At 68.0% G+C, this 26,131-nt stretch carries 30 protein-coding genes and 1 pseudogene; 24 read left to right on the top strand and 7 right to left on the bottom strand.

Annotated features, from left to right (window positions below):
• From rsmD to ACR2MZ_RS07325, 8 genes are all read left to right on the top strand, one after another.
• A complete protein-coding gene (rsmD, locus tag ACR2MZ_RS07360; protein ID WP_434004408.1) occupies positions 1-567 on the top strand; it encodes a 16S rRNA (guanine(966)-N(2))-methyltransferase RsmD in 567 nt (188 codons plus the stop codon).
• Positions 567-1,049 carry a pantetheine-phosphate adenylyltransferase gene (gene coaD / locus ACR2MZ_RS07355; RefSeq protein WP_434004407.1) on the top strand — a complete coding sequence of 161 codons (483 nt, stop codon included), beginning with the start codon at positions 567-569 and terminating at the stop codon, positions 1,047-1,049. Before rsmD ends, coaD begins: the two co-directional genes overlap by 1 nt.
• Entirely contained in the window at positions 1,046-1,546 is a 501-nt protein-coding gene (locus ACR2MZ_RS07350) for an ATP synthase subunit B family protein (RefSeq protein ID WP_434004406.1), read from the top strand. Before coaD ends, ACR2MZ_RS07350 begins: the two co-directional genes overlap by 4 nt.
• Before the next feature lie 61 nt (positions 1,547-1,607).
• Entirely contained in the window at positions 1,608-1,784 is a 177-nt protein-coding gene (gene rpmF, locus ACR2MZ_RS07345; RefSeq protein WP_350340767.1) for a 50S ribosomal protein L32, read from the top strand.
• Positions 1,785-1,806: 22 nt separating this feature from the next.
• Positions 1,807-2,712, top strand: coding sequence for an ACP S-malonyltransferase (locus tag ACR2MZ_RS07340; protein ID WP_434004405.1), 906 nt, complete (start codon positions 1,807-1,809; stop codon positions 2,710-2,712).
• Between the two features lie 65 nt (positions 2,713-2,777).
• Positions 2,778-3,026 carry an acyl carrier protein gene (locus ACR2MZ_RS07335; protein WP_434004404.1) on the top strand — a complete coding sequence of 83 codons (249 nt, stop codon included), beginning with the start codon at positions 2,778-2,780 and terminating at the stop codon, positions 3,024-3,026.
• Positions 3,027-3,085: 59 nt separating this feature from the next.
• Entirely contained in the window at positions 3,086-4,609 is a 1,524-nt protein-coding gene (rnc, locus tag ACR2MZ_RS07330) for a ribonuclease III (RefSeq protein WP_434004403.1), read from the top strand.
• 139 nt (positions 4,610-4,748) lie between these two features.
• The gene (locus ACR2MZ_RS07325) at positions 4,749-7,913 is read left to right on the top strand and encodes an AAA family ATPase (RefSeq protein WP_434004402.1); all 3,165 of its coding nucleotides are present in this window, start codon (positions 4,749-4,751) and stop codon (positions 7,911-7,913) included.
• A 235-nt stretch (positions 7,914-8,148) separates the two neighbouring features.
• Here ACR2MZ_RS07325 and ACR2MZ_RS07320 read toward each other — a convergent pair whose 3' ends face one another.
• Together ACR2MZ_RS07320 and ACR2MZ_RS07315 are read right to left on the bottom strand one after the other, a co-directional pair.
• Positions 8,149-9,561, bottom strand: a complete 1,413-nt coding sequence (locus tag ACR2MZ_RS07320) for a phospholipase C (protein ID WP_434004401.1) — start codon at positions 9,559-9,561, stop codon at positions 8,149-8,151.
• A 130-nt stretch (positions 9,562-9,691) separates the two neighbouring features.
• Positions 9,692-10,111: a DUF4760 domain-containing protein gene (locus ACR2MZ_RS07315; RefSeq protein WP_434004400.1), complete on the bottom strand. Its 420-nt coding sequence runs from the start codon at positions 10,109-10,111 to the stop codon at positions 9,692-9,694.
• 97 nt (positions 10,112-10,208) lie between these two features.
• On the opposite strand from ACR2MZ_RS07315, the gene ftsY reads away from it, so the two are divergent.
• Both ftsY and ACR2MZ_RS07305 read left to right on the top strand, forming a co-directional pair.
• The gene (gene ftsY / locus ACR2MZ_RS07310) at positions 10,209-11,090 is read left to right on the top strand and encodes a signal recognition particle-docking protein FtsY (RefSeq protein WP_434004399.1); all 882 of its coding nucleotides are present in this window, start codon (positions 10,209-10,211) and stop codon (positions 11,088-11,090) included.
• Positions 11,090-11,806: a PHP domain-containing protein gene (locus ACR2MZ_RS07305; RefSeq protein WP_434004398.1), complete on the top strand. Its 717-nt coding sequence runs from the start codon at positions 11,090-11,092 to the stop codon at positions 11,804-11,806. The genes ftsY and ACR2MZ_RS07305 overlap by 1 nt, the downstream gene beginning before the upstream one ends.
• Here ACR2MZ_RS07305 and ACR2MZ_RS07300 read toward each other — a convergent pair.
• Positions 11,771-12,478 (bottom strand): inositol monophosphatase family protein, encoded by a 708-nt coding sequence (locus tag ACR2MZ_RS07300; RefSeq protein ID WP_434004433.1) that lies wholly within the window; start codon positions 12,476-12,478, stop codon positions 11,771-11,773. The genes ACR2MZ_RS07305 and ACR2MZ_RS07300 overlap by 36 nt on opposite strands.
• A 74-nt stretch (positions 12,479-12,552) precedes the next feature.
• Positions 12,553-12,840, bottom strand: a complete 288-nt coding sequence (locus ACR2MZ_RS07295; protein WP_434004397.1) for an Lrp/AsnC family transcriptional regulator — start codon at positions 12,838-12,840, stop codon at positions 12,553-12,555.
• Between the two features lie 22 nt (positions 12,841-12,862).
• Here ACR2MZ_RS07295 and ACR2MZ_RS07290 point away from each other — a divergent pair, with 22 nt between their 5' ends.
• A complete protein-coding gene (locus tag ACR2MZ_RS07290) occupies positions 12,863-13,522 on the top strand; it encodes a class I SAM-dependent methyltransferase (RefSeq protein ID WP_434004396.1) in 660 nt (219 codons plus the stop codon).
• On the opposite strand, the gene ACR2MZ_RS07285 is transcribed toward ACR2MZ_RS07290, so the two are convergent.
• Positions 13,507-14,382 carry a lytic transglycosylase gene (locus tag ACR2MZ_RS07285; RefSeq protein WP_434004395.1) on the bottom strand — a complete coding sequence of 292 codons (876 nt, stop codon included), beginning with the start codon at positions 14,380-14,382 and terminating at the stop codon, positions 13,507-13,509. The two genes, ACR2MZ_RS07290 and ACR2MZ_RS07285, sit on opposite strands and share 16 nt — an antisense overlap.
• A gap of 121 nt (positions 14,383-14,503) precedes the next feature.
• Here ACR2MZ_RS07285 and ylxM point away from each other — a divergent pair, with 121 nt between their 5' ends.
• The 10 genes and pseudogenes from ylxM (at position 14,504) to ACR2MZ_RS07235 (ending at position 20,422) form a co-directional block, all read left to right on the top strand.
• The gene (gene ylxM / locus ACR2MZ_RS07280; RefSeq protein WP_434004394.1) at positions 14,504-14,842 is read left to right on the top strand and encodes a YlxM family DNA-binding protein; all 339 of its coding nucleotides are present in this window, start codon (positions 14,504-14,506) and stop codon (positions 14,840-14,842) included.
• 81 nt (positions 14,843-14,923) lie between these two features.
• On the top strand, positions 14,924-16,285 hold the full coding sequence (gene ffh, locus ACR2MZ_RS07275) for a signal recognition particle protein (RefSeq protein WP_434004393.1): 1,362 nt from the start codon (positions 14,924-14,926) through the stop codon (positions 16,283-16,285).
• Positions 16,286-16,325: 40 nt separating this feature from the next.
• Complete coding sequence (gene rpsP / locus ACR2MZ_RS07270) at positions 16,326-16,598, top strand: 30S ribosomal protein S16 (RefSeq protein ID WP_338179641.1); 273 nt, start codon at positions 16,326-16,328, stop codon at positions 16,596-16,598.
• Positions 16,570-16,932, top strand: coding sequence for a KH domain-containing protein (locus tag ACR2MZ_RS07265; RefSeq protein WP_434004392.1), 363 nt, complete (start codon positions 16,570-16,572; stop codon positions 16,930-16,932). Before rpsP ends, ACR2MZ_RS07265 begins: the two co-directional genes overlap by 29 nt.
• 12 nt (positions 16,933-16,944) lie before the next feature.
• Positions 16,945-17,439 (top strand): ribosome maturation factor RimM, encoded by a 495-nt coding sequence (rimM, locus tag ACR2MZ_RS07260; protein WP_434004391.1) that lies wholly within the window; start codon positions 16,945-16,947, stop codon positions 17,437-17,439.
• Positions 17,433-18,125 (top strand): tRNA (guanosine(37)-N1)-methyltransferase TrmD, encoded by a 693-nt coding sequence (trmD, locus tag ACR2MZ_RS07255; protein WP_434004390.1) that lies wholly within the window; start codon positions 17,433-17,435, stop codon positions 18,123-18,125. The genes rimM and trmD overlap by 7 nt, the downstream gene beginning before the upstream one ends.
• Before the next feature lie 26 nt (positions 18,126-18,151).
• Positions 18,152-18,490, top strand: a pseudogene (gene rplS, locus ACR2MZ_RS07250) (50S ribosomal protein L19); the annotation flags it as partial.
• 239 nt (positions 18,491-18,729) lie between these two features.
• Entirely contained in the window at positions 18,730-19,164 is a 435-nt protein-coding gene (locus ACR2MZ_RS07245) for a protein-tyrosine phosphatase family protein (protein ID WP_434004389.1), read from the top strand.
• A gap of 240 nt (positions 19,165-19,404) precedes the next feature.
• Positions 19,405-20,052 carry a ribonuclease HII gene (locus ACR2MZ_RS07240; protein ID WP_434004388.1) on the top strand — a complete coding sequence of 216 codons (648 nt, stop codon included), beginning with the start codon at positions 19,405-19,407 and terminating at the stop codon, positions 20,050-20,052.
• Complete coding sequence (locus ACR2MZ_RS07235; RefSeq protein WP_434004387.1) at positions 20,039-20,422, top strand: YraN family protein; 384 nt, start codon at positions 20,039-20,041, stop codon at positions 20,420-20,422. Before ACR2MZ_RS07240 ends, ACR2MZ_RS07235 begins: the two co-directional genes overlap by 14 nt.
• A gap of 307 nt (positions 20,423-20,729) precedes the next feature.
• Here the strand turns inward: ACR2MZ_RS07235 and ligD are convergent, their stop codons facing one another.
• Complete coding sequence (ligD, locus tag ACR2MZ_RS07230; RefSeq protein ID WP_434004386.1) at positions 20,730-21,764, bottom strand: non-homologous end-joining DNA ligase; 1,035 nt, start codon at positions 21,762-21,764, stop codon at positions 20,730-20,732.
• 14 nt (positions 21,765-21,778) lie between these two features.
• Entirely contained in the window at positions 21,779-22,609 is an 831-nt protein-coding gene (gene ku / locus ACR2MZ_RS07225) for a non-homologous end joining protein Ku (RefSeq protein WP_434004432.1), read from the bottom strand.
• A 141-nt stretch (positions 22,610-22,750) separates the two neighbouring features.
• Here ku and ACR2MZ_RS07220 point away from each other — a divergent pair, with 141 nt between their 5' ends.
• The 3 genes from ACR2MZ_RS07220 (at position 22,751) to dprA (ending at position 26,063) form a co-directional block, all read left to right on the top strand.
• Positions 22,751-23,593, top strand: coding sequence for an MBL fold metallo-hydrolase (locus ACR2MZ_RS07220; protein ID WP_434004385.1), 843 nt, complete (start codon positions 22,751-22,753; stop codon positions 23,591-23,593).
• A gap of 114 nt (positions 23,594-23,707) precedes the next feature.
• A complete protein-coding gene (locus tag ACR2MZ_RS07215) occupies positions 23,708-25,216 on the top strand; it encodes a YifB family Mg chelatase-like AAA ATPase (RefSeq protein ID WP_434004384.1) in 1,509 nt (502 codons plus the stop codon).
• Complete coding sequence (gene dprA, locus ACR2MZ_RS07210; RefSeq protein WP_434004383.1) at positions 25,200-26,063, top strand: DNA-processing protein DprA; 864 nt, start codon at positions 25,200-25,202, stop codon at positions 26,061-26,063. The genes ACR2MZ_RS07215 and dprA overlap by 17 nt, the downstream gene beginning before the upstream one ends.
• The last annotated feature ends 68 nt before the right edge of the window (positions 26,064-26,131 follow it).

The following is a 26,131-nucleotide window of genomic DNA, read 5'->3' as shown; positions in this document are numbered from 1 at the left end:
GTGGCGCCCGGCCTACGCGTCCACGGCGGGGAGGCAAGGGGTCGGCGCTTGCTGACGCCGCCGGGCATTCGACCCAGCCAGGGGCTGATCAAGGAGGCGATCTTCAATTCGCTCGGGACTCGCGTCGTCGGCGCCAAGGTGCTCGATCTCTTTGCCGGTTCAGGCGCACTGGGCATCGAGGCGCTCTCCCGTGGGGCCGCGCAGGCAACATTCGTCGACAATGATCAGCGAGCGCTCCAGGTACTGCGTCAGAACCTGGCGCGGCTGGGCCTGGAAGGCCACGGCGCCGCCCGGCAGGGCCGGCTGCCGGGCTGGCTCGAGGTGAATGCGGAGCTGGTCGGAGAGGCAGCCCTGATCCTGCTCGACCCTCCCTACAATGATCCGGCTTTGGCCGGGGTGCTGACATCGCTGGATGGCCTTATCAGAGCGCCGGCCAGCGTGGTCGTGGAGCATTCGGGCCAGCTGGACCTCCCTCGACTCGCCCGGTTGCGGCAGATCCGCTCGAAGCGGTACGGAGACACCGGAGTGACCTTCCTCGAGCTTCCCGCCGCGGCTGTCGGCAGCTGATGCTTCGCCGAGCGCTCTACCCCGGAAGTTTCGATCCCTTCACACTGGGCCACCAGGATGTGGTTCAGCGGGCGCTCAGTCTCTTCGACGAACTGACGCTGGCGGTGGCGGCCAACCCGGAGAAGCGGGCAGCCCTCTTCACCGTGGAGGAGCGAGTGGCGATGATCCGGGAGGTGTTCGCTGAGCGGCCCGAGGTGGAGGTCACCTCGTTCACAGGCCTGACTGTTGACTTCGCCCGCGAGTGCGGCGTCCCCACACTCGTGCGAGGGCTGCGGGCTTATTCGGATTTCGACGCCGAGCTGCAGCAGGCGCTCATGAATCGCAAGCTCGCGCCGGACGTGCACACGGTTTTTCTGATGTCCAGCTTTGCTCACATCTTCGTGTCCTCATCTATCCTGAAGGACATCGCCAGCTACGGCCGTGACATCACAGATTTCGTCCCAGCAGCGGTCGCCAGTCGTGTCAAGGAGAAGTTCAGTTGAAGGTCGACGAAGTCCTCGACCGTATCGAGTACCTGATCCACCACGCCCGCCATGTGCCTTTCTCCAGCCAGGTGATGGTTGACGAGGACGAGGTCATGGACCTGCTGGATCAGCTGCGCTTCAATCTGCCCGAGGAGATCAAGCAGGCGAACTGGACAGTGCAGGAACAGCAGCGTCTCATCACCGAGGCTCACGGCGAGGCTTCCCGGATCCTGAGCCGCGCCAACGAGCGGGCTGAGCAGGCGGTCCAAGAGCACGAGATCCAGCGGCGGGCCAAGCGCGACGCGGACCAGCTGCTGGCTTCGGCCACTGCGCGGGCCGATCAGGTCATCAGGGACTCCGAGACCTACGCGCTGGAACAGCTGCAGCAGCTGGAGGCGCATTTGAGCCGAACCCTGGGCACCGTCAAACGCGGTGTGGAGGTACTGCAGACGAGTACTGCCGCCGCCCCGGCGGAGGAAGCGGAAGCCGACGCCTCCGACAGCCGCTCGGGCTAGCAGGGGCCCGTGGTTTCCGGGAGCCCCGCGACGGGGGCTCTGGTACACTCCGCCGTCGGTCATGGCACATCCCAAAGTCAAGCTGTCCAAGGGACGCAAGGGCCGCCGCCGCTCGCACCTGGCTCTGCTCACCGCCTCGCTGACGCCGTGCCCGCAGTGCCGGCAGCCGCGAGCGTCGCACCGCGTCTGCCCCAACTGTGGCCACTACGCGGGTCGGGAAGTCATCAAAACCGACTGATCCCGACTCCTTTCGACTCGCCGTGACAGTCGCCTTCATCTTCCCCGGGCAGGGGTCGCAGCACGCCGGCATGGGCGCCGGTTTGGTCGCCGATGCGGAGATCGCGGACCTCTGCGACAGGTGCTCGACCGCGGCCGGCGTGGACCTCCGTCACCTGCTCGTCGAGGCCGACGACGAGGAGCTGAAGCAGACTGCCAACGCGCAGCCAGCACTGGTCTTCATGGGGCTGGCGCTGGCGCGCCTGCTGGTCCGCCGCGGCATCCGGCCGGCTGCGGCTGCAGGGCATTCAGTGGGCGAGTACGCCGCCCTCTGTGTGGCGGGGGCGCTGAGCCCGGAGGATGCCGTCAAAGCTGTGCGCGAGCGAGGTCGAGCCATGAAGGAGGCGGCGCCGCCTGGAACCAGCTCCATGCTGGCGATTCTCGGTCTGCCGGAGCAGAGCCTGGAAGCTGCCCTGATCGGCATACCCAGCGTCTGGCCCGCCAACTACAACACGCCCACCCAAACTGTCGTGGGGGGGACGATGGCGGGGCTTGACCGCGCCGCTCAACGGCTGCGGGAGGCGGGCGCCCGGCGCCTGGTGCAGTTGAACGTGGCGGCCGCCTTCCATACGCCTCTGGTGGAGCAGGCGGGGACCTCGCTCCGCGGCCTGCTGGAAACGCTCGAGTGGGGAGCACCGCGGTTCCCGGTGGTGGCCAACCTCAGCGCCGAGCCGTACGAGGAGCCCACGTCCATCGCGGCGGGACTCGAGCGGCAGGTGAGCTCGCCGGTGCGTTGGGGCGCGTCTGTGCTGCGTCTGAGCCGGCTGGGCTGCGAAACCTTCTATGAGCTGGGCCCCAAGCGAGCGCTGAGCGGCATGATGCGAGAGCTGGTGCCAGATGCCAGCGCCCAGCCGATCTCCTCCCCGGAGGCGGCGGAGCAGGTACATTAGTCGCGTTTGCCACCAGCTTGGGCGAGTGCTCAGCCAGGTGAAGTGCCACCCATGCGGAGGGATCGTTGGAAAGCGAGAAAATCAGTTTTGAAGACTTCAAGAACATAGTCGTGGAACGTCTCGGCTGCGAGCCGGAGCAGGTCACGATGGATGCCTCGTTTCAGGAGGACCTGAATGCGGACTCCCTGGACCTGGTCGAGTTGATCTATGCCTTCGAGGAGAACACGGGGCTCGAGATCCCGGATGAGGACGCCGAGAAGATCACGACGGTCGGTCAGGCGTGGGAGTACATCCAGGAGAAGTCGGCCTCATAGTTCGAACCGGACGCCGTCCCGACCTGGACAATCCAGTCCCCGTCGGAACTCTTGAGCAGTTGCAGGAGCGGATAGGGATCGCGTTCAAGAACCCATCGCTCCTGCAGGAGGCGCTGACTCACAGCTCCTTCGCCAATGAGAGCCCGCACATCTCGGCCCGCGACAACGAGCGTCTCGAGTACCTGGGCGATGCAGTCCTGCAGCTGATCACCGCCGACTATCTATTCAAGCTCAGGCCGGGTGCCCATGAGGGCGAGATGACCCAGGTGCGTTCGGCCATGGTCAACACCAACACTCTCGCCCTGCTGGGTGAGAACCTCGGCCTGGGCAGCTTCCTCTATCTCGGCAAGGGCATCGCCAAGGGCGGCGGTCGGAGCCTCAAGTCGCTGCTGGCGAACGCTTTCGAAGCAGTGCTCGGCGCCATCTTTTTGGACGCCGGCTTCGACGCCGCCTATCACCATTACCTGGCTCAGTTTCACGCGCTCCCCGAGCCGCTGCAGGACGAGAATCACAAGGGGCGGCTGCAGCGCGTCGTTCAAGACCTGTTCAACCGCGCGCCCGTCTACGACAGCGTGGGTGCAGGGGTGGGCCGGCGGCGGGAGTACACGGCAGTGGTCTACGCCGGCTCTGAAGCCCTGGGAACCGGCCATAGCTCCACCAAGCAGGGGGCGGAACAGGATGCCGCACTGGCGGCGCTGGCCAGGCTGGAAGGCGCGGGAAGCGCGAGTCTGCCGGGCGCCTTGGTCCTGGCGGCGCCGGCCACTTCGCCGCTGAGCACGGGGAACGGATCTGCAGTGCCGCGGCGCCGCTCGCGCGGCGGCCGCCGCCGAGCTGACGTCACAGCCGCGGCCGATCACCAGGCCGGCGTGGCCCCAGGTGTCAGGGCTGAACCGCGCGAGGCGGCCCAGGAGCCGGCCCAGCCAGTGCCGGGTGAGCCACCGTTCTTGAAGGCCGGCAGAGAGCCGGCTTCGGTGGTGACCCAGCACCCTGTGCCCGGCGAGCCCCCGTTCGTTGCCAAACCGGCCGCATCCCGCGGCTCGCGGGCTGGCCGAGGTCGTTCCACCGCGGCAGGGGCTGAGCAGGAGCCCGCCGCTCGGGCAGGCGCCGGTCCCGGAGGCCAGGAAGAGCCGGCGGCAGCGGCTGATCAGCCCGCGGCCCAGGTGCGGGGCAGAGAACAGCTGACAGGGCCGCCGGTCGGGGTTCAGGGGGCAGGAACGTCAGTCTCGCCGGCCTTGAGCCCTGCCCGCGAGGCCGCGCCTTCTCGCCGCAGCCGGGGCCGCCGGCGACGTGCCGCCAGCGAGGCGCCGGGCGGAATCAACGTAGCCGGGGGAGGTGACGGAAGCGCCACGGCGGCCCCCTCGGCGGCAGCGCCGGCTGGCGCGCCAGCTCTACCGGAGGTCGCGACCGCCCCGAGCCAGACACGGCCAGCTGGTCAGCGGAGCTCTGCTGGCGCCCCAGCGCCCGACGCGGCGGCGGCCACGCCGTCCAGATCCAGTGCTCCTCTTCGCCGGCGGTCGCCCCGACCCCGGCGGGCGCCTTCCCCACAAATCGGCTCAAGTCCCGCAGACACCGACCCGCCCTAAGCGGACGAGCCTTCTCGCTGCGGTGGGCCGGGGTTCCCAGTCGATGGCGGCAAGTTCTTGTAGCAGTTGTACTGCCGGTGCCCCACATGGTGCGGTCCGGAACCAAACCGCCGTTCTATCTGCTAAGGTCAGGGCGCCAGTGCGCCTGCGTTCCATCACCCTCTCGGGTTTCAAGACCTTTGCGCGCCCGACAGAGATCAGCTTCGATCCTGGCGTGACGGCGATTGTCGGCCCGAACGGTTCGGGCAAGAGCAACGCCGTCGATGCCTTCAAGTGGGTGCTGGGCGAGTCGCAGGCCAAGGATCTCCGCGGCAAGAAGATGGAGGAGGTCATCTACTCTGGCGGCCAGCGCCGCAGCCGCGCTGCTCAGGCCGAGGTGACGATCCTGATCGACAACGCCGATGGACGCCTGCCCCTCGACTACGGTGAGGTGGCCATCAGGCGCCGGGTGGACCGCAGAGGCGAGAGCGATTACTTTCTGAACGGCAGCCGGGTGCGCCGGCGGGACCTGCTGGAGCTGCTGGCGCCCACCGGCCTCACTACCGACTCGTACGCCATCGTCGACCAGCGGGACATCGAGTCGATCATCAGCTCGACGCCAGAGCAGAGGCGGCTGCTCATCGAGGCGGCGGCCCAGGTGAAGGGCGTGAAGCTGAAACGTACCCAGGCCGCCGGCGAGCTTCGCGAGCTGGCTCAGAACCTGCTCCGGCTGGAGGACGTGAAGGGCGAGATCGAGCCGCGTTTGGCGGCGGTTGGCCAACAGGCCGAGGCCGCGCGCGAAGCTGCCGGGGCCCAGCGCCGGCTTGAGGTGCTGAGGGGCAGTCTGGCCTGGGAGGAGTGGCGCGAGGCGAGGGACGCCCACCGGCGCGCCACTCAGCAGGTCCAGTCGCTTCAGCGGCGGCACGAGGAGCTGCAGACGGCTGCTGAAGCAGCCGAGTGGCAGTTCAAGGAGGCGCGCGAGCGGCTGAGCCGGGCGCAGGACCGACGTCTCGAGCGGCAGAAGGCGGTGAGCGCCGCCCGGCTCGCACTGCAGCAGACCGAGCACGAACTGTTGCTCAATGAGGAACGGCGCCGGTCGCAGGCGGCACTGGCCGTGGCCTCTGAGGCCGAGGCTGAGCATCTCGCCCAGCGGCTGGCGGCAACTGAAGAGATGCGAGCGGGTCTGGCGGTCGAGCTGAAGGCTGCCGAGAGATCGCTGAGCGAGATCGCGCCGGCGCGACCGCCCCCTCCCACGGATGCAGGCGAGCGAGCGACGGAATCCCGACGGCAGGCAGAGATCGCCCAACGTCGTCTGGGCGAGGCGCGCACGTCCCTGGCCGCGGCTGAGGCCCGGCGCCAGGTCCTGCAGGAGAACGGCGAGCGGCTGGCGCGAGAGGTGACCGCTGCGGAAGCTGCTCTCGCCGGCGCCGAAAGCGAGGCCGAGCGGGCCCTGGGGACGGCTCGCGAGGCGGCCGAGGCGCTGGCTCAGATGGGCCGGCTGCAGGCAGAGTTGCAAGGGCTTGATTCTCTCAGCCCAGCGCCGGGACCTGGTCGACTTCGCGTCGGCGACGTGATCCTCGCCCGACCCGGCTATGAGGCGGCTCTCTCGGCCGTCCTGGGGCCGCTGGTCGACGCCTGGACAGCGCCCACCCAGCCCCTCGCCCGGCAAGCGCTGGAGAGCCGGCGAGAGCAAACTACAGTGCTCTTTCCACTGCCCGGCGAGCCGGCGGCGGAGCCGGGCAGCTTGTTCGACCACGTCACCTGCGAGCCTGGCTTCGAGCCTCTCGGGCGCAGGCTGCTGGGCAGCAGGGTGATCGGCCGCGAGGTGAGCCTCGACGGCACGTACGCCGAGCCCGGTCTGCTGCGATCGGGACACGACCCGCGGGTGGCGAACGCCGCGCGCCGGCGCCAGTTGGTGCACGAGCTGCAGCGTCTCGAGCCGCTGGCGAGCGGCGCGGTCGAGCGCGAGGCAGAAAGCCGCCAGGCCCAGCGCCGGGTGCAGTTGCTCCGAGCCCAGGCAAGCGAGCGCAGCCGTCTCGAACAGCTGCTGGCGCAGATCCGGACCGCCGCCGAGGCTGAGCAGCGAGAGTCCGCCCGGCTGCCTGACCTGGAGCTCGCAGCTGGCCGCGCGGGCGCCGAGGCGGAACAGCTGACGCAGGCGGACGAGCTGCACAGGCGTCGGCTCGAGGAGCACCGCGCCGAACTCCGCCGGTTGGAGCTCGAGAGGCTGCGCTGGCGCGAGCGGCTCGGAGATCTGCGCCGCCAATCCGCCCGGCTGGAGCGAGACAGCGCTGACTTGGAGCGGGCGATCGCGGCGCAGCGCCAACGGTTGGCGGTGGCAGAAGGCGAAGCCGCAGCTACCGAAGCGGGGCTGGGCCGACTCGCGCAGGCGGTGGAGCAGGCGCGGCTGGACCTGGCCCGGGTCGAGGCCTCCCAGCCGGACGAGGAAGAGGAGCTGGCGGCGGCGGCGAAAGCGTTGGTGGCCAAAGAGGAGGCTCGGGTCGCAGCGCGGCTTCGCGTCAGCACCCTGGAGGGCACCATCGGCCTGCATCGCCGCGAGGCCGAGCTCTGCGCTGCCCGCATGGAGGAGCTTCGGGCGCGGATGCCAGAGGGGCTGGCGCCCGAGGAGGTACCGGGCGGCAAAGCTCGAGAGCGGGAGATGAAGCAGCTGGAGCGCCGGCTGACCGAGATCGGTCCCACCAACTCCCTGGCCGAGGCCGAGTTCAGCGAGCTGGAGGAGCGCTACAGCACGCTGTGCAGCCAGCTGCAGGACATCACAGCGGCCCGGGCCGATCTGGAGCAGTTGATCGAGAAGCTCCGCGCCGAGGAGGAGAGTCGCTACGACGCGGTCTTCGGTGCAGTGGCTGCCAACTTTGAGGAGTTCTTCGGCGAGCTGACGGCGGGGGGACGGGGGACGCTGAAGCATGTGCCCGGAGAGGAGGGCCCTCGCAGCGGCCTCGACATCCTGGTTCAGCCGCCGCGGAAGCGGCTGCAGAACGTGTCATTGCTTTCCTCCGGTGAGCGCTCGCTGACAGCGCTCGCCCTTGTGCTCGCGCTGCAGGAGATCAACCCGGCACCCTTCACGATCCTGGATGAAGTGGACGCCGCTCTTGACGACGCCAATGTCGCGCGCTACGGCGAGGTGCTGCAGCGCCTGGGCCGCACTCGCCAGCTGATGATCATCACCCACAACCACCTGACCATGGCCAGTGCCTCGGCCCTGTTTGGTGTTCATCTGGACGAGAGCGGCTGCTCGCACCTGGTCTCAGTGCGCCTGCAGGATGTCCAGCCGGTCGGCCGAGCGGCCGCCGCCCGCACCGCCTAGCAGGGTGATGAAAAGGGTCGTCGAGTGATTTGGCGATCCAGGTGGTCCAGATTCGGGTGCTTTTTCGAGCACCGGAGTGAGCGCATCTGAACGATGCGTGAACGAGAAGCACAGAAAATAAGCCCGAAGATGGGCCGCATGGGCGCCAAGGTGCCGACGAGGCCGCAGGCCCGAAGCCCTTTTTCGTCGGCCTGCTAGAGAACTGCCGTCGCGGGAGCAGCTGCAGTTGCTCATCTCACGGGCTGGAGGCGGGACCCGGCTGGGGTGACTGGCTGAGCAACAGCGGCTTGAGCGGCTTCTGGTTGAAGTCGAAGTCCTTCTGCAGATCCCCCAGCTGGGTGGCAGCTTCGCGGACGGTCGGCCGGGGATCCGGCCGTCCGTCAGTCTTGGGGTCGAGGCGCTGGCCGCCCAGGAAGTCGTCCTCGATGAACTTGGCGTAGGCGTCATGGCTCAGGACCTGGTGGTCGATGAAACCAGGCTTGGCGTAGGGGCTGATCACCATGCTGGGTACGCGCAGACCGTAGCCGTTCTGGTCGACCTCGGGCGGCGTCACATGGTCGAAGAAACCGCCCCAGTCGTCCCAGGAGAGGAAGACAGCGGTGGAGCTCCAATCGGGGCTCTGCGTGATCGAGTTGATCAGCCCTGTCACGTAGGACTGGCCGTCGCTGACCTTCGCCGGCGGGTGCTCGCTGGTCTTGCTGTTGGGCACTATCCAGGAGACTGCCGGCAGTCGGCCGTTCTTGGCGTCGTCTGTGAAGTGGTTCAGATCCTGGATGTTCTGGGTCTGGCCGTCGTCGTGGACTGTGCTGAACCAGGGAAGGGGATTCCAGATGCCCGGTGTGCCGGCGTTCTGCTTCTTCTGGACGCAGGTGTTCTGGCTGGGGTCCTCGCAGTCGGGCTCGGTGCCGGTGGCGACGTAGTACTTCCAGCTGACGTTGTTCTTGTGAAGCAGGTAGGTGAGGTCGGTCCAGGCGTAGAGCGGGTTTACGGGGCCGCTCTGCGTCTTGGCCTTGGTGCTCGAGTCGCCTGGGTTGTTGGGGTTCTGGAGAGCGTTGAGGCAGCTCTGCGGATCCTTGGCGTTGGAGCACTTGGCAGCCCACTCGGAGACCAGGAAGAGGTGCTCAGGCAGACTCCACGACGCGTTCGGCTCGAACATGTGGTCGTGCAGCGTGTAAGCCTGGGCGTAGGCCCAGTAGTTGGGGATGTCGCGCGCGTCCTTGTAGCCCATGACGTCCTCGTGCGCGCCGTTGGTGCAGGCCGGATCGTTCGGGTCCTGGCAACCACGCGCCCCCTTTTCCGCTTGCTTCACAAAGCCATCCATCCTGCCGGCATTGATGTCGGCGGTGGCATCCACCTGTCCATGAGGGCCGCCGGAGTTGATGTCATTGGGGTCGTGAAACGGCTTGATGCAGCTGCCCCTGGCGTCGGGCGAGCAGACGGTGAACTGCCCGTTCTGGCGAGGCAGGCCGTCAACTCCCGGATACATGCCGAAGTACTCGTCGAAGGAGCGGTTCTCCTGCATGACGACGACTATGTGCTGGATCTTGTGGATGCCGCTAACTGACGCCGGCGGCGCCTGCTGCTGGGAGCAGGCCGCCAGCAAGACTGCGCTGAGGGCGAGGAGCGGAAGGGCGCGTCGGTGGCACATGGTCAGCAGACTTAGCTACGTCTGCCAGGAAGCGATACGGGGGAGGTAAAACCTTGGTAAGACGCCCGCCCGCCGGTAAGCAGCCCCGGGCAGCTGACTGGTTGCACGGCCCGTGTCTTCAGGCAGGCACTTACCTCGGGTGGTCCGGCGCCTTGGCGGGTCTCAGCTCGCGATAGGTGCGGGCCAAGTCAGCACAGATCTCGAAATTCTCGCAGAACTTGGGGTTGCTCGAACTCTCGCGCACGCCTTGAATGGTCGCCTTCAGCTGTTCCCAGTAGAGATCTATGGCGAAGGCGTCGAAGAGCAGATCCTCCGAAATCAGGCGGTGGACCGCCAGGGTCGAGACCTCCTCGAAGAGATGGGCCAGCGGCACCAGGTCGCCGGGCAGCGGTTCATCGGTGAGCAGGCGGGCGAAGGAGCCTGCCATCGGCGGCTCGTGGACGATTCGCATGATGCCCAGGAAGGCCGGCAGGTCCGCCTGGCCGGCGGTGCCGAACTCAGGCTCGCGCCGGGGAGGTCGGCTGGGATCGAAGTACTTGGGGCCGGGCAACTTAGTGTCCCATCAGCTCAATTCAGTTACCGCTGGGATCTGATGGGATCTGCCTGGGTCGGGGGCCAGAACCGCCATTGCCTGCACAATCGTAGCCGTGCCATCCATCTGGGAGCGCGTCGCCACCCGCACGCGCAGCTTCTTTCAGGACGGCTTGCACGCCGCCGGCAGTCCGCTGGAGCCCGGCTTCTACGACGAGCTGGAGGAGCTGCTGGTGGGCGGCGATCTGGGCCCCGCGCTCGCTGCCCGCATCACGGCCGGGGTCCGGCAGCGCAAGCCTCGAACGCTGGAGGACGCTCGCCAAGCACTTGTGCAGGAGCTGGCGGCGGCCATGTCACAGCGCCCGCGCGGCCTGTTCATCGACGCTCGACCCTCCTGCGTGCTCTTCTACGGCATCAACGGTTCAGGCAAGACGACCACCATCGGCAAGCTCGCCTATTTGTTGAGCCAGGACGGCTTCAACCCGCTGGTGGTGGCCGCCGACACCTACCGCGCCGCAGCGATCGAGCAGATGCAGGTTTGGGCGGATCGAGCTGGCGTACCCTGCTTTGCCGGCCAGCCGGGTGGGGATCCCGGCGCCGCTGTCTTCGATGGGCTGCAGAGCGCCGTCCGGCGCGGCCACGGTGTGGTGCTGGTGGACACGGCAGGCCGGCTCCAGACCCAGCAGAATTTGCTCCAAGAGCTGGCCAAGATCGGCCGCGTGGCCGGCAAGGCGCTGCCCGGCGCTCCCCATGAATCCCTCCTGGTCCTGGACGGCAGTCTGGGCCAGTCCAATCTGGTCCAGGCGCAGGGATTCAACCAGGCCCTGCCAGTCAGCGGCCTGGTGGTGACCAAACTTGACGGCACAGCCAAGGGCGGGGCCCTGGTCGCCATCGAGCAGGCGCTGGGGGTGCCGACCAAGATGATCGGCGTGGGCGAGGGCCTGGCGGATCTGGGGCCCTTCGAGGTGCAGCGCTTTGCCGAGACGGTCTTCGGCTGATGGGAGTCGCCGACCCCCACTGCCACACGACTGCCTCAGACGGAATGGTCAGCCAGAGTGAACTGGTCGGAGCTGCGGTGGCGTTGGGCCTGGATCTCATCGCCGTCTGCGATCACGACACCATGGCCGCAGTGCGTGAGACGCAGTCGCGCGGTGAGGAGGCGGGCTTGGTGGTGGTCGCCGGCCAGGAAGTGACAACCCGCTGGCCGGCCCAAACCCACCTGGTCGGCTGGTTCCTGAAGACACCTGTGAAGAGCGGCCAGACCTTGGCGGCCACCGTCGAGGCGATCCAGGACCAGGGCGGCCTGGCCATCCTGCCCCATCCCTTCATGCCCACGTACTTCGCCTCCTGCCAGCCTGACGCACTCGTTGCGCTGCTGCAGACGCATCGGCTGGACGGCATCGAACTCGTTCACACCGCGCCGCTCGGCGCTGCTCGGCGGCGCCGGCTGGAGCGCTTCTGTGCCGATCACGGCGACCGGGTGGGGGCACTGATCGGCGCCAGTGACAGCCACTTCGGCGGCCATGATCTGGGCCGGGCTCTGACTGAGTATCCGGGCCGGACAGCGGCCGATTTCCGGCAGGCGGTGCTGGAGCGCCGGACCCTGCCCAGAATCGGCCGCCGGGCCTCGGTGCCGGCTGGAGCGGCGCTTCGCCAGCAGTGGCGGAGCCTGGTGGATCTACCGCTGCGACGATTGCTGGGCCAGTTCGAGTAGGGCCTCGTGCACCCGGGGCGGCCCGGCCAGGATGTCGCCGCTTCGCAGCCACTGCTCGCCACCTGACCAGTCGCTGACGCGGCCGCCCGCCGCCAGCACCAGGCAGGCGCCAGCCGCCATATCCCAGGTGCCCAGCCCCAACTCGAAGAAGCCGTCCAGGGCGCCGGTCGCTGTCCAGCCCAGGTCGAGCGCGGCCGCGCCAGGCCGGCGCAGGTCTTCAAACCGCCGCAGAGCCCCGGCCAGCATCGGCTCGTAGCGATGGAGGCGATCCTTGCGGCGGAAGGGGAAGCCCGTGGCCAGCACGGCGCCAGAAGGCGCTGGGTCGGGCCGGCGGTCCAGGCGCTGTCCGTTGAGGAGCAGATCGCCACCGCGCTCGGCGGCTGCCTCGAAGCTCAGCCAGGGGCCGATGACGACGCCCACCTCGGGTAGACCGTCCCCGATCAGGGCCACCGAAACCGCTACCAGCGGCAGCCCGCGGGTGAAGTTGGTGGTGCCGTCCAGCGGATCGACCGCCCACCTGGTCTCGGCCTGGCTCCCGCCTGACTCCTCGGCCAGCACCGGAATGCCGGGAGCCCCGGTCGCCAGCACCTCCACGATCGCCTCCTCGCTCTCGCGATCAAAGCGGGTGACGTAGTCCCCGGCCGCCTTCAGATCGGCAGTGTGACGGCTCAGACCCGCCCGCTGCAGGACTGCGGCTCCAGCGCGGGCGGCCGCCAGGGCCAGGGGTAGGTAGCCGGCCCCGGCTGCTACCGCTCCGCCTCGAGACCGACCCCGAACAGCGCCTCCAGGTCATGCCGGGAGAACTGCTGAAAGGCAACCATTGTCTGAGTCCGCTCGATGCCCTTGAGAGGCGACAATCCGTGCATCACCACGCTCGCCAGTTCGTCGTGCTGGCGGACTCTGATGATCACCACGAAGTCCCACTCCCCGGTCACCGTGTAGACCTCGGCGACGCCTTGAGCGGCGGCCAGCGCCGGCCCGAGTTCGGCGAGTCCCTCCCGGGTGGCCTGGATCAAGGTCACGGCGGTGAGCACGCTGGAAGTCTAACCTTCAGCAGTGCCGCCCGCCCACCTCGTGCGCGACGATCCGCTGGCGCCTGATCCGGGCTTTGCCCAGCTTTACGGCCAGCTGCCGGAGGTTGAGGATTTGGAGCCCTGGCTCGCCTGGTGCCGTGCGGCCGGCGGGTCTGTGCTGTATCTCGGGGTGGGCGCCGGCCGGCTGGCCCTGCCGTTACTTCGGGCCGGCGTGGAATTGGTGGGGGTGGACGCCCATCCCGGCATGTTGGCCATCCTCCGCCGTCGGTCGCCTGGCCTGCGGTTGCTGCGGGCCAGACTCGAAGACGTGTCCCTGACGACTCGCTTTCCACTGGTTATGGCCCCGTCGGGCCTGCTGCAGACGGAGTCCTTGCTGCGCCGGGCAGCGTCGCTCAGCAGCCGCTGGCTGGCCTTCGAGCTGCTGAATCCGCACTGGCTGCTGGCTTCGCCAGGGCCCGGTGTGAGGGTGCTTGCCACGAGCGGAGACAGAGTTCAGCTGGAGGTCGATTACCTCGGCGGCAAGTGGACCCAGCAGGCTGAGGTGCAGCTGACCTGGCCGGAGGCGATTGAGCACCGGCTGCTCCAATGTGGGCTGGAACTGGTGGTCATGCGCGGCGCCAGCGACAAGGCAGGGCTTAGCGAGAGCCCTACCTTCGCGGTTCTGTCTCAGCTGTTGGAGTAGCGGTGGTAGAGGCGCAGAATGCCGTCGACGTACGTGTGGCTGCCAGGGTAGATGCCTGATTTCTGGGTGGCGCTCTCGCCCTGGTAATAGGAGGCGAGGACGAGCGTCTTGTCGCCGTGGAAGTCGCTGAGGTACTTGCGGAGCAAGGCGGTCCCCAGCAGGGCGTTGTCGTGCGGATTGTTCAGGTCCACCCGACGGCCAAGCAGCGCCGGCCCTGCCCAGTCAGCCGTGTAAGGCTCCACCTGCATCAGGCCGACGGCGCCGGTGGGGGATAGGGCTGCCTGGTTCCAGCCGCTCTCCCACTCCGACACCGCGAGCACGAAGGCCGGTTCGACGCCCAGCTGGGCCGCCGCCCGGCGCAGGATCTGCTTGGCCTGCTCGCCGTGCGTGGAGTCGCGAGGCGGTGCTGCCGCCGGTGCCGGGTTCCCGCTCGGCTGGGCCCCGCTGGGTGCCGGGCCCGGTGCGGCGGCCAGACTCAGGACCTGACCGAGCCGGAGGTGATTGGGGTCACTCAGGTGGTTCAGCTGAGCCAGCAGGGACACCGGCACACCCGTCCGGCGGGAGACGCGATACAAGGTGTCACCCTGGCGCACCGTGTAAGTCCGCCCACCCGCAGCCGAGGCTGACGGTTGGTTCGCCGCGGGATTGCCTGTCACTTTCAGATTCTGCCCCGCGCTCACCTGGTTGGCGTTTCCCAACCGATTCTCGCTGACCAGCCTCGAAACCGGTTCACCGCTGCGCTGGGAGATCTGCCAGAGATCCTCTCCCGGCTGGACCGTGTAAGCCGAGGCTGTACTGCCGCTGGCTGCCAGTGCAGCGGCTACGAATGCGAACGAAGCTACAAGTATTTGCTTACCCACCACACCGCAAGGATGACACCTTTACACCTCGTGTGTCAACTAGTACCGAAATAGTCGCCATTCACGCACATTTGTTCGCGTTCTGAAAACTGGGCAGCGAACTGTGATAATGTGTCAAGTAGTGATCCTTGACAGTCTCGCCTCACGTGAACTGCAGATAGCCCTTTTCGAGCACTATGGAGCCCTGTTGACGGAGCACCAGCAGCAGGTTCTCAACCTCTATCTGAGGCAGGACTGGTCAATCTCGGAAATCGCTCGCAGCCAAGAAACTTCACGCGCCGCGGTGCACGATCTGATCCGGCGCAGCAGCCAGTCTCTGGCGGACTACGACACCCGGCTGGGCCTGCTGGCCGCCGATCGAGCGCGGCAGAATCAGCACTCCGCGCTGGCGCGGGAACTGGCCCGGCTGCGAGCTCGCCTGGAAGGCGTTGAACGGGAGCTGTCGTCAGGTGAGTTCTGACACCGCGGTGAGAGCGGACTCGCTGGCTCACCGATCCCTGCCCCCGGCCGCCGCCGAACATGCGCTCGGTAAAGTGCTCTGATGTTCGAAAGCTTGAGCGAGCGCTTGGGTGGGGTCCTAAAGCGCCTGAGCGGGCGCGGCGTCCTGCGGCCGGAGGAGGTCGACGCCGCCCTGCGCGAGGTCAGGTTGGCGCTGCTGGAGGCGGACGTCAACTTCAAGGTGGTCAAGGACTTCGTGGCCCGGGTCCGCGAACGGTTGGTCGGCGTCCAGCTGAGCGAAGCGTTGACCCCTGCCCAGCAGGTGGTGAAGGCGGTTCAGGACGAACTGGTCGAACTCCTGGGTGGCAATGCGACGGGTCTGCGCTATGCCGCCCAGCCGCCGACTGTGTTGATGCTCTGCGGCCTGCAGGGCTCCGGCAAGACGACCACGTCGGTCAAGCTGGCGCTCCTGGCGAAGCGGGAGGGGCACCGACCGATGGTGGTGGGGCTCGATCTGCGCAGGCCCGCCGCCACCGAGCAGCTCCGGGTGCTGGCTGAGCGGGAAGGCATAGCTTTCTTCTCCGGCCAGGGAGCGGTGGAGGACCTGGCGCAGCAGGCGCTCAGCGAGGCGCGGCGCACCGGGCACGACTTCGTGGTCCTGGACACCGCCGGTCGGCAGGTGGTGGATCAAGAGCTGATGGCCGAGCTGGGCCGGCTGCGAGAGGCCGTGCCGGTCACAGAGTCGCTGCTCGTGGCTGACGCCATGACTGGGCAGGAGGCAGTCCGCACGGGCCAGTCCTTTCACGAAGCGGTGGGTATCGACGGGGTTCTCCTGACCAAGCTCGACGGCGATGCCAGGGGCGGCGCCGCGATGTCGCTCAAGTACGCAACCGGGCAGACAGTGCGGTTTGCCGGAGTGGGCGAGAAGCCCGGCGACCTGGAGGTGTTCCGAGCCGACCGCATGGCCTCTCGCATTCTGGGCATGGGGGACGTGCTGAGCCTGATCGAGAAGGCCGAGCGCAGCGTCGATCGCGAGGCGGCGGAAAAGGTCGAGAAGAACCTGCGCACGGGGCACGTCACCTTCGACGACTTCCTGCTGCAGTTGAAGCAGCTGCAGAGCATGGGCTCGGTTGCCTCGGTGGTCGAGATGCTGCCTGGCGGCAATCAGCTGAAGGGACAGCTGGCCGACGTCAACCCAGAGGCCGAGGTCAAGCGGATGGAGGCGATCATCCTGTCGATGACGCTGCAGGAACGCAGCCGGCCCCAGCTCCTGGACGGCTCACGCCGCCGGCGCGTGGCGGCCGGCAGCGGAACCACCGTCACCGATGTCAACCGGGTGTTGAAAGCGCGCGAGCAGATGCAGCAGGTGCTGAAGCAGATGGGTATAGGTTTGGGGACCGGCAAGAAAGGCGGCAGGCCCCGCGGAGTAGGCAACCTCGGCGGCCTGGGCCGTCTATTCGGCTGAGCCGGCCGTTCAGCCCCGCAATCTTCAGGAGGATTCAGATTTGGTCAAGATCAGGTTGACGAGAAGAGGCGCCAAGAAGCGTCCCTTCTACCGCCTTGTGGTGGCTGACGCGCGGTCGCCACGCGACGGTCGGTTCATCGAGCAGTTGGGCTACTACGACCCGCTGACCGACCCGGCCACTGTAAAGATCGACGAGGAGAAGACGCTGCGCTGGCTCGGTCAGGGCGCCCAGCCCTCCGACTCGGCTCGCGTCCTGCTCAAGAGAGAGGGGATTCTGGAGCGACATGCAGAACGAAAGCCGGCCTCCGTTTAGGCGTGGCGGCTCCTTCGGTGGCCGCCGCGACTTCGGCGGCCGGGGCGAGGGTGCCTACCCCCGCTCTGACGCTCCCAGCGGCTCGGAGACCGATTACAAGGCTCTTGTCGAGTTCATTGCCCAATCAGCTGCCGACAGTCCGGGCGAAGTGGAGGTGCGGGCTGTTGAGCGGGGCCGCGGCACGACCGCGCTGAAGGTGAAGATGGCGGAGGCGGACCTGGGTCGGCTGATAGGTAAGTCCGGCCGCAACATCGAAGCGCTGCGAACCCTGATCCGAGTCGCCTCGCTGCGCGAGCGCAAGCGAGTGTTCGTGGACCTGGTGACAGGTCGCTGACAAGGACCATCGATGGTCAGGGTCGGTCGGGTGGCTGGCGTCTTCGGTCTCCGGGGAGCAGTCAAGGTTGAGTCGTTCACCGATTTCAACGATCGCTTTGCGCCTGGTTCGCAGCTCCTGATCAGGGGCAACAGAGAAACGATCGAGTGGAGTCGCGAGAGCCCGGCCGGCTTTGTGGTGAAGCTGGCCGGAATCGAGGATCGCTCTTCAGCCGAACGGCTGCGGGGTGGCTACCTAGAGGTTCCCGAGGCTGCGGTTCACCAGCTGCCCGCGGACACCTGGTACCACCACGATCTCGTGGGACTGCCGGTCAGCACCGAATCGGGCAGGCCCCTGGGGGTGCTGAGCGAAGTCCAGATGCTGCCTGCCAACGACGTCTGGGTCGTGAGGGATGGGCGCGCCGAGCACCTCGTGCCGGCGACCTCCGGCGCCGTCCTGCGAGTCGACCTCAGCGGCAAGGGCGTCACTGTCGCCGACTGGCTGCTGGAGACTGAGGACTCGTGCTGAAGCCGGCTTCCGCCTCAGCCGCTTTTCGTATCGACGTGCTGAGTATCTTCCCCGAGCTGATCCGGGTGGTGGCCGGCTTCGGCGTGGTGGGCAGGGCGCTTCGCTGCGGGCTCTTGGAGCTGCGAACCCACGACCTGCGCGACCACACTCAGGACAGGCACCGGCAGGTCGATGACGCCCCCTTTGGAGGTGGGGCCGGGATGGTGCTGAAACCCGAACCGATCGTCAGCGCAGTGGAGTCGATCCGAACCGAGAACTCGGGCCCGGTGGTCCTCCTCGAGCCCTGGGGTGAGCGGCTGGATCAGCGGTTGGCCGCTCAGTTGAGCGAGTCGCCGGGTCTGATCATCGTCTGCGGTCGCTATGAGGGGATCGACGACCGGGTCCGGCAGGCCCTGGGGGCGCGCGAGGTCTCGATCGGCGATTATGTCCTGAGCGGCGCCGAGCTGCCGGCGATGGTCCTGATCGATGCTGTGGCGCGGCTGCGGCCGAGGGTGGTGGGGGCTGAGGAGTCCCTGAATCAGGACACCTTCGCGCCCGAACCGGGCGGCTGGCCGCAGTTCACCCGTCCGGCGGAGTACAGGGGCCTCCGGGTGCCCGAGGTGCTTCTGTCCGGCGATCACGCCGCCATCGCGCGCTGGCGGCGCCAGCACGCCCGCCGCCCTGTACCGTCTACAGAGAATCCCTGATGAACGAGAAGACTTGAGAGGTTGAGATGAGCGTCATCGATCAGCTCGAAGCTGAGCAGTTGAAAGAGGATGTCCCGGAGCTCCGGCCCGGTGACACAGTTCGCGTCCACGCCAAGGTGGTGGAGGGCACGCGAGAGCGCATCCAGGTGCTGGAAGGACTCGTCATCCGGGTCACCGGGGGTGGCCTGAAGCGCAACTTCACTGTCCGGCGTGTGGCCAACGGTGTTGGCGTCGAGCGCACCTTCCTCTTGCACTCACCCCGCATCGACAAGGTGGAGGTGATGCGGCACGGTCAGGTCAGGCAGGCGCGGCTCTACTACCTGCGCAGCAAGATCGGCAAGGACGCGCGGATCAAGGAGCGCCGCGAGGGCGGCACGGGCAGCAAGGCCGAAGCCCAGCGAAGCCGCACGAATCGGCGCCAAGCGGTTTCTTTGGCGGCGACGAGCGCAGCCCCCGAAGAGGACGCCGAGTAGGCCACGGGGGGCGTTGCCCGGTAGCCTTCAAGCCGACCAGGTACCGCCAATGGCTCCCGGAAGAGGACGCCGAGTAGGTCGAAGGCTGAACCCTCGGCGCCTTGAGTCAGCCCAACGCTAACGGTGGCCTATTGGCTGAACTCTGGAACCCGTCAGACGTCGGCGTTCTTCGCCTGCCATCCGGTCGCCTCGTGCGGGGCCGTGGCCTGCGTTGGGCGCTGCCGCCGGGATCAGACCCCACGTTCGCCGTCTACCTCCTGGGCAAGTCACCGCCTGGCACCCCATGGGAGAGCCAGTGGTTGCGCTGGTCTGACTTCTGGCTGCCCAGCGACCGGTCGCAGGCGAGGGACCTCCTCGCGGAGGCCTGGCACCGAGCCTCGGCCGAGCGCGTCGAAATCGCATGCGGTGACGGTCGTGGGAGAACCGGTACGGCCTTGGCCTGTCTCGCCGTCATCGACGGAGTCCCAGCCGATCAGGTGGTGGCCTTCGTGCGTCGGAACTACGACGCCCGCGCCGTCGAGACACCGTGGCAACGACGCTATGCCGCGCGCTTCACCCTTCAGTGAGCCCGTGCCACTAGCCGGCGTCGCGTCCGTTGTGCGAGCATGCCGGTTCAACTCCTCTCCGACGATCAGCTAGCCACCCCGACCGCCTTGGCTTCGGGGTTCAATGGGCCGGTGAGGTACTTGGGGTTCATTCCTCACTGACCCGACCGAACGTTCCGTGTCCGATCTTCCTCACGACACGGCTTGGTCTTCACAGATGGCGTTGTCTCCCCGCCAGGGCTGAGGCAGACTTGGGTGACCGTGAAACGACGCCGCCGTCCCGAGCTGTGGGCCTCAGAGCGCATGGCCCGGGAGATGGGCTACCAATGCGTGGCTGGCATCGATGAGGTGGGCCTGGGGCCGCTGGCCGGGCCCGCGGTGGCAGGGGCGGTGGTGCTCCGTCTCGGCGACCGTCTGAGCGGTCTCGACGACTCCAAGAAGCTCACGCCTTTAGAGCGAGAACGCTTGGACAGGGTGATCCGGCGCCGCGCTGTGAGCTGGGCGGTCTTCGAAGTGCCGCCGGCGGACATCGATCGGTTCGGGCTCACCCGGGCTCGGCAGCGAGCCATGGAGGGCGCTGTGCGGGCGCTTGCCCTCCCCGCCGACTACCTCCTGATCGACGCCTGGGACGCACCCGACCTGCCGCTGCCGCAGATGTGCGTCATCAAGGGCGATGCGACCTCCGCCTCGATCATGGCGGCCAGCATAGTGGCCAAGGTGCACAGGGATCGAGCCATGGTCGAGTACGACCGCGAGTACCCCGGCTACGGTTTCGCAGTCCACAAGGGGTACGCCACCGCCTTTCATCGCCAGGCTCTGCGGCGGCTGGGACCGAGTCCCATCCACCGCATGTCCTGGGCGCCGATCCGCTCGGCGTTGGCGCTCCGCAGGGCCGATGGCCAGGCCTGAAGCTGAGCCCGTCAGCGTTGCCCGGGCCGAACGGGCGCGAGCCCTGGGCCGCTGGGGTGAAGAGGCGGCGGCTGCGCTGTTGCAGGCCCATGGCTACAGCATCCTGGGCCGCGGCTTCCTCGCCCGGCGGGGCGAGATCGATCTCCTCTGCCGGCGCGGAGACAGGCTGCTTGTCGTCGAGGTGAAGACCCGCAGCAGCTCGGCTTACGGCAGTCCACTGGAGGCAGTCGGCGTGCGCAAGCGCCGGGCGCTGCTGGCCGCCTTGGCCGAGTACCGGGCGCTGTCCGGCTGGCGCGGCCGCATCGACTTCGCGGTCGTCGCCGTCCAACCGGGCAGCCAGCCGCAGTTGATCGAAACCACCTTCGGCTAGTCGTCTAGAAGGTCCGGTCCGCGAGTAGCTGAGACGCTCTTGGTTGAGGTCGTCCTCCCCCCCGCCCCGGGGGACGGCAGGTGCGGGGCCTTGGATTGCAGCCTGGACCAGCCGCCATTTCGGTCCTGGGCATCTCGCCGCAGCTCCTGGCCGCCCGAGAGGGGTTGGACGGACCTTGGACGCAAGGTCTCACCGAAGGGCGTCGGGCAAGGCGGGCCGCTGACGCCCCCTCCGAGCCTCCCCCGCGCCGCGGGGGGAGGACGCAAAATGCCTGCGCGGCTTCTTAAGATCTCGGGGACCGGACAGGCTAGAAGGGAAACCTCGTCAACTGGTGGGCAGGTGTGTCGGCGGCCGCCCGGCCGGGAAGCACCACCCGCGGTCGGTGGCGCACGCACTCGGCGGGATGGACCTCTGGGCGCAGGCCGTTGAAGATGGGGAAGCGCAGCGTGCCGTCGGGCGCCCACTCTGAGTAGCGCACGCTGATCGCCAATTCGGGGCGGCACCAGCGCACCGCGCCCGCTACGACCGGAGGCGGCAGCAGCGGGCACTCATCGGTCGCGAGCCGAGCGAGCTCCTTGGCGAGAAGAGAGGCGGCGGCGTCGTCGTAACCGCCCACCACCGCCCCGCAGGGCAGGAGGCGGCCCTGCTCGTGGTAGGCGACCAGAAGCGCGCCGAACGGCTCGCCGCCTGCGCCGGGAGTCGAGGCCACAACCACGAAGTCATCGCTCTTCACAGCCTTGATCTTCAGCCAGAAAGGGCTGCGCTGGCCTGGCACGTAGGGACTGCTGCGGTGTTTGGCCACTATCCCTTCCAAGCCACGCTCGAGGCAGGCCTCAAAGAGTTCAGCTCCCTCGCCCTCAATATGGTCGGGGACGAACAGGTGGCCGCCCGTCGTGACAGTCTTCTTGAGCCTCGCCCGGCGCCGGACGAGCGGCTGGCGGAGGAGCGAGCGGCCCTGAGCGAACAGCAGGTCGAAGGCGAGAAAGCCCAGTGAAATCTGCTCCGCCTCGGGGCGCCCGGCGGCGAGGCGCCGGCGCAGGCGGCCGTAATCCGGGCGCCCCTCCTCATCGGTGGCGACCAGCTCGCCGTCGATGATCGCCGGCTGCTTCACCTGCCGGCCGAGCTGGGCCAGCTCGGGCAGAACAGCTGTGAGATCGGTCAGGGCCCGGTCCTGAACGCGCACGGCGCCTTCCGGATCGACGAAGAGGATGCAGCGCAAGCCGTCCCACTTCACCTCGAAGAGATAGTCGGGGGAGCGGAAGGGCGCTTCTGCGGAGACGGCCTGCATGGGCCGGATCTGCTCCGGGAAGCCGTCCAGCTCGATGCTGAGCTGGTCAGCCACGACGGCTGAGCCGGCTATGAGGCCTTCTTGCGAGCGGCGGGCTTGGCGGCCGGCGGCGACTTGTCGGCGCGCTGCTTCTTGGCTGCATCGACCGAGGCCTTCAGTGCTTCCATCAGGTCCATAACCTTAGGCGCAGCCGACGGCTCCGGTGCTTCCACGACCTGGGCGCCCTCCACCTTGGCGTTGACGATGGTCATCAGCGCCTCGTGGTACTCGTCCGTGTAGCGCTTGGGATCGAAGGACTCCTCGGCCAGGCTCTGAACCAAGCTCTTGGCCATCTGCAGCTCCTTGGGGCTGATCTTCACGGCGTCCTCGGCGAGCCCCTTCAAGCCTTCTGTGGACCGGATCTCATCCGGCCAGTGGAGAGTGTTCATGATCAGCATCTCCTCGTGCGGCTGCAGGCTGCAGAGGTGCTCTCGATCCCTGAAGGCCACTTTGGCGACTGCCGTCATCTCCGTCGCAGACAGCGCCTCCCGGAGGAGGTGGTAGGGCTTGCGACCCGCGTCTTCGGGCTCCACGTAGTAGGCGGACTTGACGTAAAGCCCATCCTGGATGTCGGTCCCGGGCACAAACTCAGCGATCTCGATGGTGTGCGCCGTCGGCAGCGGCAGGTTCTCCAGATCCTGGTCTTCGATTACCACGTAGTCATCGCCGCCGACCTGGTAGCCCTTGACGATCTCGCTGTACTGCACTTCGTGCTCGCCCCGCTCACACCAGCGCTTGTAGCGCACTGGCGACATGTGCTCGCCGCAGAGCTGGCGGAACGACGCGGAGTGCGACTCAGTGGCGACATAGAGGCGAATGGGGATGCTCACCATCCCGAAGCTGATAGTTCCTTTCCACATGGAGCGAGGCATTGCGGGTGGATATTACTGCTTTAGCAGGGCTTGCGGCTACTCAACGTAGCCGGGCGCGCGAGATGATCGGTCGGCAGCCGGGACCTGATGCTGCCAGGCCTCAGGGTCCAGGAAACTAACGTTGCAGTGATGAGGCTGGGCGACTTCGAGATCCATCTGCTCCGCGCGGGTGGCTGGCGGAGCGACGGCGGGGCGACGTTCGGAGTGGTGCCGAAGGTTCTCTGGGCGAGGCAGAAGCCGGCCGACGAGCAGAACCTGATCCGCACCGACTGCATAGGCGTGGTAGTGCGGCACAGAGGCCGGGTGATCGTCTGCGAGACTGGCATCGGCACCAAGCTGAGCGAGAAGCGAGCCAGGCAGATGGGTGTCTGGCAGCCGGAGGGGCTGCTGACTGCACTGCGGAAGCTCGGCGTACGGCCCGACGAAGTGGATGTGGTGACGAGCACCCACCTGCACTGGGATCACGCAGGTGGCTTTACCCGCCGATCGCCGAGCGGCGAGGTGGAGCTCACCTTTCCGCGGGCAAAGCACTTCGTGCAGCGGGCGGAGTTCGACTTCGCGCTGTCGCCCGACCCCCGCTCGCGGGCCGGCTACTACGACGAGGACATCCTGCCGGTGGCGGACGCCGGTCTCCTGGAGTTCGTCAGCGGGGAGGCAGAGGTCCTGCCGGGCCTGGTTCTGCGCCAGACCGGCGGCCACACACCCGGCCACCAGCTCGTCGTGTTCCGGGCGTCCGACGAGCTTTCCTGCGCGATGACCGGCGACCTGGTGGGTCTGCGGCCGCACCTGCGGGTGCCCTGGATCCCGGCCGCGGACCTGGACGTCCTTCGCAGTCTGGAAGAGAAGGCGCGGCTCCTGCGCGAGGCTGCCGAGCATCGCTGGCTCCTGGTGCTTGCTCACGAGCCGGACGAGCCCGCTGGCTACGTCGACGCGGCGGGCAATTGGAGCCCTGAGGATAGGCTCGAAGGCTGAGCCGCACCACCGGCGCCGCAGCTACCTGAGCGAAGTCGGGACCGGTGTGCGAATTGCGTCCTTCTTCACAGGCGCCCTTGCCGCCGGCGGCAGCCGCTGGCTAGGCTGCCCGTCGTGCTGGCACGGGCGTTTGCGGCGCAGGTTCAGGGCTTGGCCGGGCGGCCGGTTGAGGTGCAGGTGGACATGAGCACTGGCGCCGTGGCGTTCTTCTTGGTGGGCCTGGCCAGCGGCTCTCTCAGGGAGGCGAAGGAGCGCGTCCGCTCCGCCATCCGCAACAGCGGGCTGCCCTTTCCCCAGCGCCGCCTGACCGTCAACTTGGCGCCGGCGGAACTGCGCAAGGACGGCGCCGGCCTCGATCTGGCCATCGCGGTTGCCATCTGCCTGGCAGCGCTGGGTAAGCCATCCCAACCCGGGCTGGCCTTCATCGGCGAGTTGGCCCTGGAGGGCAGTCTGCGCCACGTCGACGGCGTGCTCGTCCTGGCTGAGGGGCTGCGCCGAGCGGGGCTGGAGAAGCTCTTCGTGGCCGAGGTCGACGCCGCCGAAGCAGCGCTGATCGAAGGTCTCGAGATCTATCCGTGCCGCACTTTGAGGCAGGTCTTGGACCACCTGCTGGGCGGGGAGGCCATCCGCCCCTACCAGGGCCGGCCGCCGGCGGTGGCCGGAACAATCGAGAGCCCCTGGGATCTGAGCGAGGTGCAGGGCCAGGAGGCTGCGCGCCGAGCTGTCGAAGTGGCTGCGGCCGGCGGCCACCATCTGCTGATGACGGGGCCGCCCGGTGCCGGAAAGACCATGCTGGCCCGCTGTCTCCCCGGCCTTCTACCACCTTTGGATCTGCCCGACGCACTGGAGGTGGCGCGCGTCAGGAGCGTTTTGGGCGAGCTGGAGGGCACTTCGCCTCTCACCTGGGAGCGTCCCTTCCGAGCCCCTCACCACAGCATCTCGACAGCCGGTCTGCTGGGCGGTGGCACAGGGTTGCCGCGGCCGGGGGAGATCTCTCGCGCCCACCATGGAGTCCTGTTTTTGGACGAGCTGGCCGAGTTCCCGGCCGCCTCCCTGCAGTCGTTGCGCCAGCCTCTGGAAGATGGCCGCGTAACGCTCATCCGGTCCGCCGGGGCTGTTACCTATCCGGCCAGGTTCCAGCTGGTGGCCGCCACCAATCCCTGCCCCTGCGGCTATCTGGGGGATTCCGGCCGAGCTTGCCGATGCGGCCCTGGCGCCATCCAGAGCTACCAGCGTTCCCTCTCGGGACCTCTGCTCGACCGCATCGATCTGCAGGTCTCAGTGCATCGGACACCCCCGCATCTGCTCGGCCGTCCGGCCGAGGCGGAGCCATCAGTGCTTGTGCGCGAGCGCGTGCTCGCCGCTCGCCAGCTCCAGCTGGACCGCCAGGGATGCCTGAACAGCGAGCTGACGGGCGCCAGTCTGCGGCGCTGGGCTGAACTCGAGGCGGGCAGCAGAAACCTGCTCCAGCGCTGGTCGGAGGAGCGCACCCTGTCGGCCCGGGGCTTTCACCGTGCCTGGCGGGTGGCCCGCACGCTCGCGGACCTTGCGGGGGACGGCCGTATCCGCTCCGGCCACATCCTGGAAGCCCTTGGTTACCGCCTGGATGAGATCGCTGCCTGAGCCGGAGAGCCTCCGGGTCAGGGGCCGCTGGCCGCTGCCGCCCGGCCACCGCGTGGCGGTGGTGGGCGCCCGCCGGCCGACGCCCTATGGCGAGGCGGTGGCGGAACGGCTGGCCGGAGACTTGGCCCAGTTGGGGGCTGTAGTGCTGAGCGGGCTGGCCCTGGGCATCGATGGCGCGGCGCACAGAGGTGCGCTGGCGGCTGGCGGCTGCACAGCCGCTGTGCTGGGGACGGGCCTGGACGTGATCTATCCCCGCTCCCATTCCGGTTTGGCAGAGCAGATCCTGGCCCAGGGTGGTTGCCTCATCAGCCAGTTCCCTGATGGGACGCCGCCGCAGCGAGCGAACTTCCCTCGCCGCAACGGCACCATCGCGGCCCTGGGCGACGTAGTCGTGGTGGTGGAGGCCGGTCTCGGCTCCGGAGCGCTGATCACCGCCGAAGCGGCGCTGGGCTTGGGCAAGCCCGTGCTGGCAGTGCCCGGCAGTGTTTTCTCGCCGCTGAGCGTTGGTTGCCACCAGCTGCTTCGCGACGGGGCCGGGCTGGTTCAGAACGCCCGCGACGTCGTCGCCGAGCTGGGCGGCGACCTGGCGGTGCTGGACGATCCCCTGCAGCCGCCCGCCGGTCTCGGCCTGGAACGACAGAGCGAGCTTGGCCGCGATCCCTTGCTGCCGCATCTCTCCGACAGCCTGCCGGCCGAAGTAGGGCAGCTGGCCGCGCGGCTTCAGCTGCCGCTGCCCGATGTGATGGCGCGGCTCAGCCGGCTCGAACTGGAGGGAGCGGTCCGCCGCTGGGGGGGCGGCTATGTCAGGCTGCCCCGCGGTGGGGGCCGGCCAGCCGTCCGTCGCTAGCCGCTGCCGGGAAGGGCCGCCAGCGCGTCTGCGAAGGGGAAGCCCGAGCGGCGATGGGCAGTCATGAG

The organism is Candidatus Dormiibacter sp. (genome assembly GCF_050999135.1).
GTDB lineage: Bacteria > Chloroflexota > Dormibacteria > Dormibacterales > Dormibacteraceae > Dormiibacter > Dormiibacter spiritus.
The sequence above is the reverse complement of the archived record's forward strand: the minus strand, read 5'-3'. Positions and strand labels throughout refer to the sequence as shown.

What these genes read in the sequence shown, in the direction of transcription:
- coaD (WP_434004407.1), top strand. Translation starts at nt 567, where the DNA reads ATGCTTCGCCGAGCGCTCTACCCCGGAAGTTTCGATCCCTTCACACTG.
- rpmF (WP_350340767.1), top strand. Translation starts at nt 1,608, where the DNA reads ATGGCACATCCCAAAGTCAAGCTGTCCAAGGGACGCAAGGGCCGCCGC.
- ACR2MZ_RS07320 (WP_434004401.1), bottom strand. Translation starts at nt 9,561, where the DNA reads ATGTGCCACCGACGCGCCCTTCCGCTCCTCGCCCTCAGCGCAGTCTTG.
- ACR2MZ_RS07305 (WP_434004398.1), top strand. Translation starts at nt 11,090, where the DNA reads ATGGGAGTCGCCGACCCCCACTGCCACACGACTGCCTCAGACGGAATG.
- ffh (WP_434004393.1), top strand. Translation starts at nt 14,924, where the DNA reads ATGTTCGAAAGCTTGAGCGAGCGCTTGGGTGGGGTCCTAAAGCGCCTG.
- ACR2MZ_RS07265 (WP_434004392.1), top strand. Translation starts at nt 16,570, where the DNA reads ATGCAGAACGAAAGCCGGCCTCCGTTTAGGCGTGGCGGCTCCTTCGGT.
- rimM (WP_434004391.1), top strand. Translation starts at nt 16,945, where the DNA reads ATGGTCAGGGTCGGTCGGGTGGCTGGCGTCTTCGGTCTCCGGGGAGCA.
- ACR2MZ_RS07235 (WP_434004387.1), top strand. Translation starts at nt 20,039, where the DNA reads ATGGCCAGGCCTGAAGCTGAGCCCGTCAGCGTTGCCCGGGCCGAACGG.
- ku (WP_434004432.1), bottom strand. Translation starts at nt 22,609, where the DNA reads ATGTGGAAAGGAACTATCAGCTTCGGGATGGTGAGCATCCCCATTCGC.
- ACR2MZ_RS07220 (WP_434004385.1), top strand. Translation starts at nt 22,751, where the DNA reads ATGAGGCTGGGCGACTTCGAGATCCATCTGCTCCGCGCGGGTGGCTGG.
- dprA (WP_434004383.1), top strand. Translation starts at nt 25,200, where the DNA reads ATGAGATCGCTGCCTGAGCCGGAGAGCCTCCGGGTCAGGGGCCGCTGG.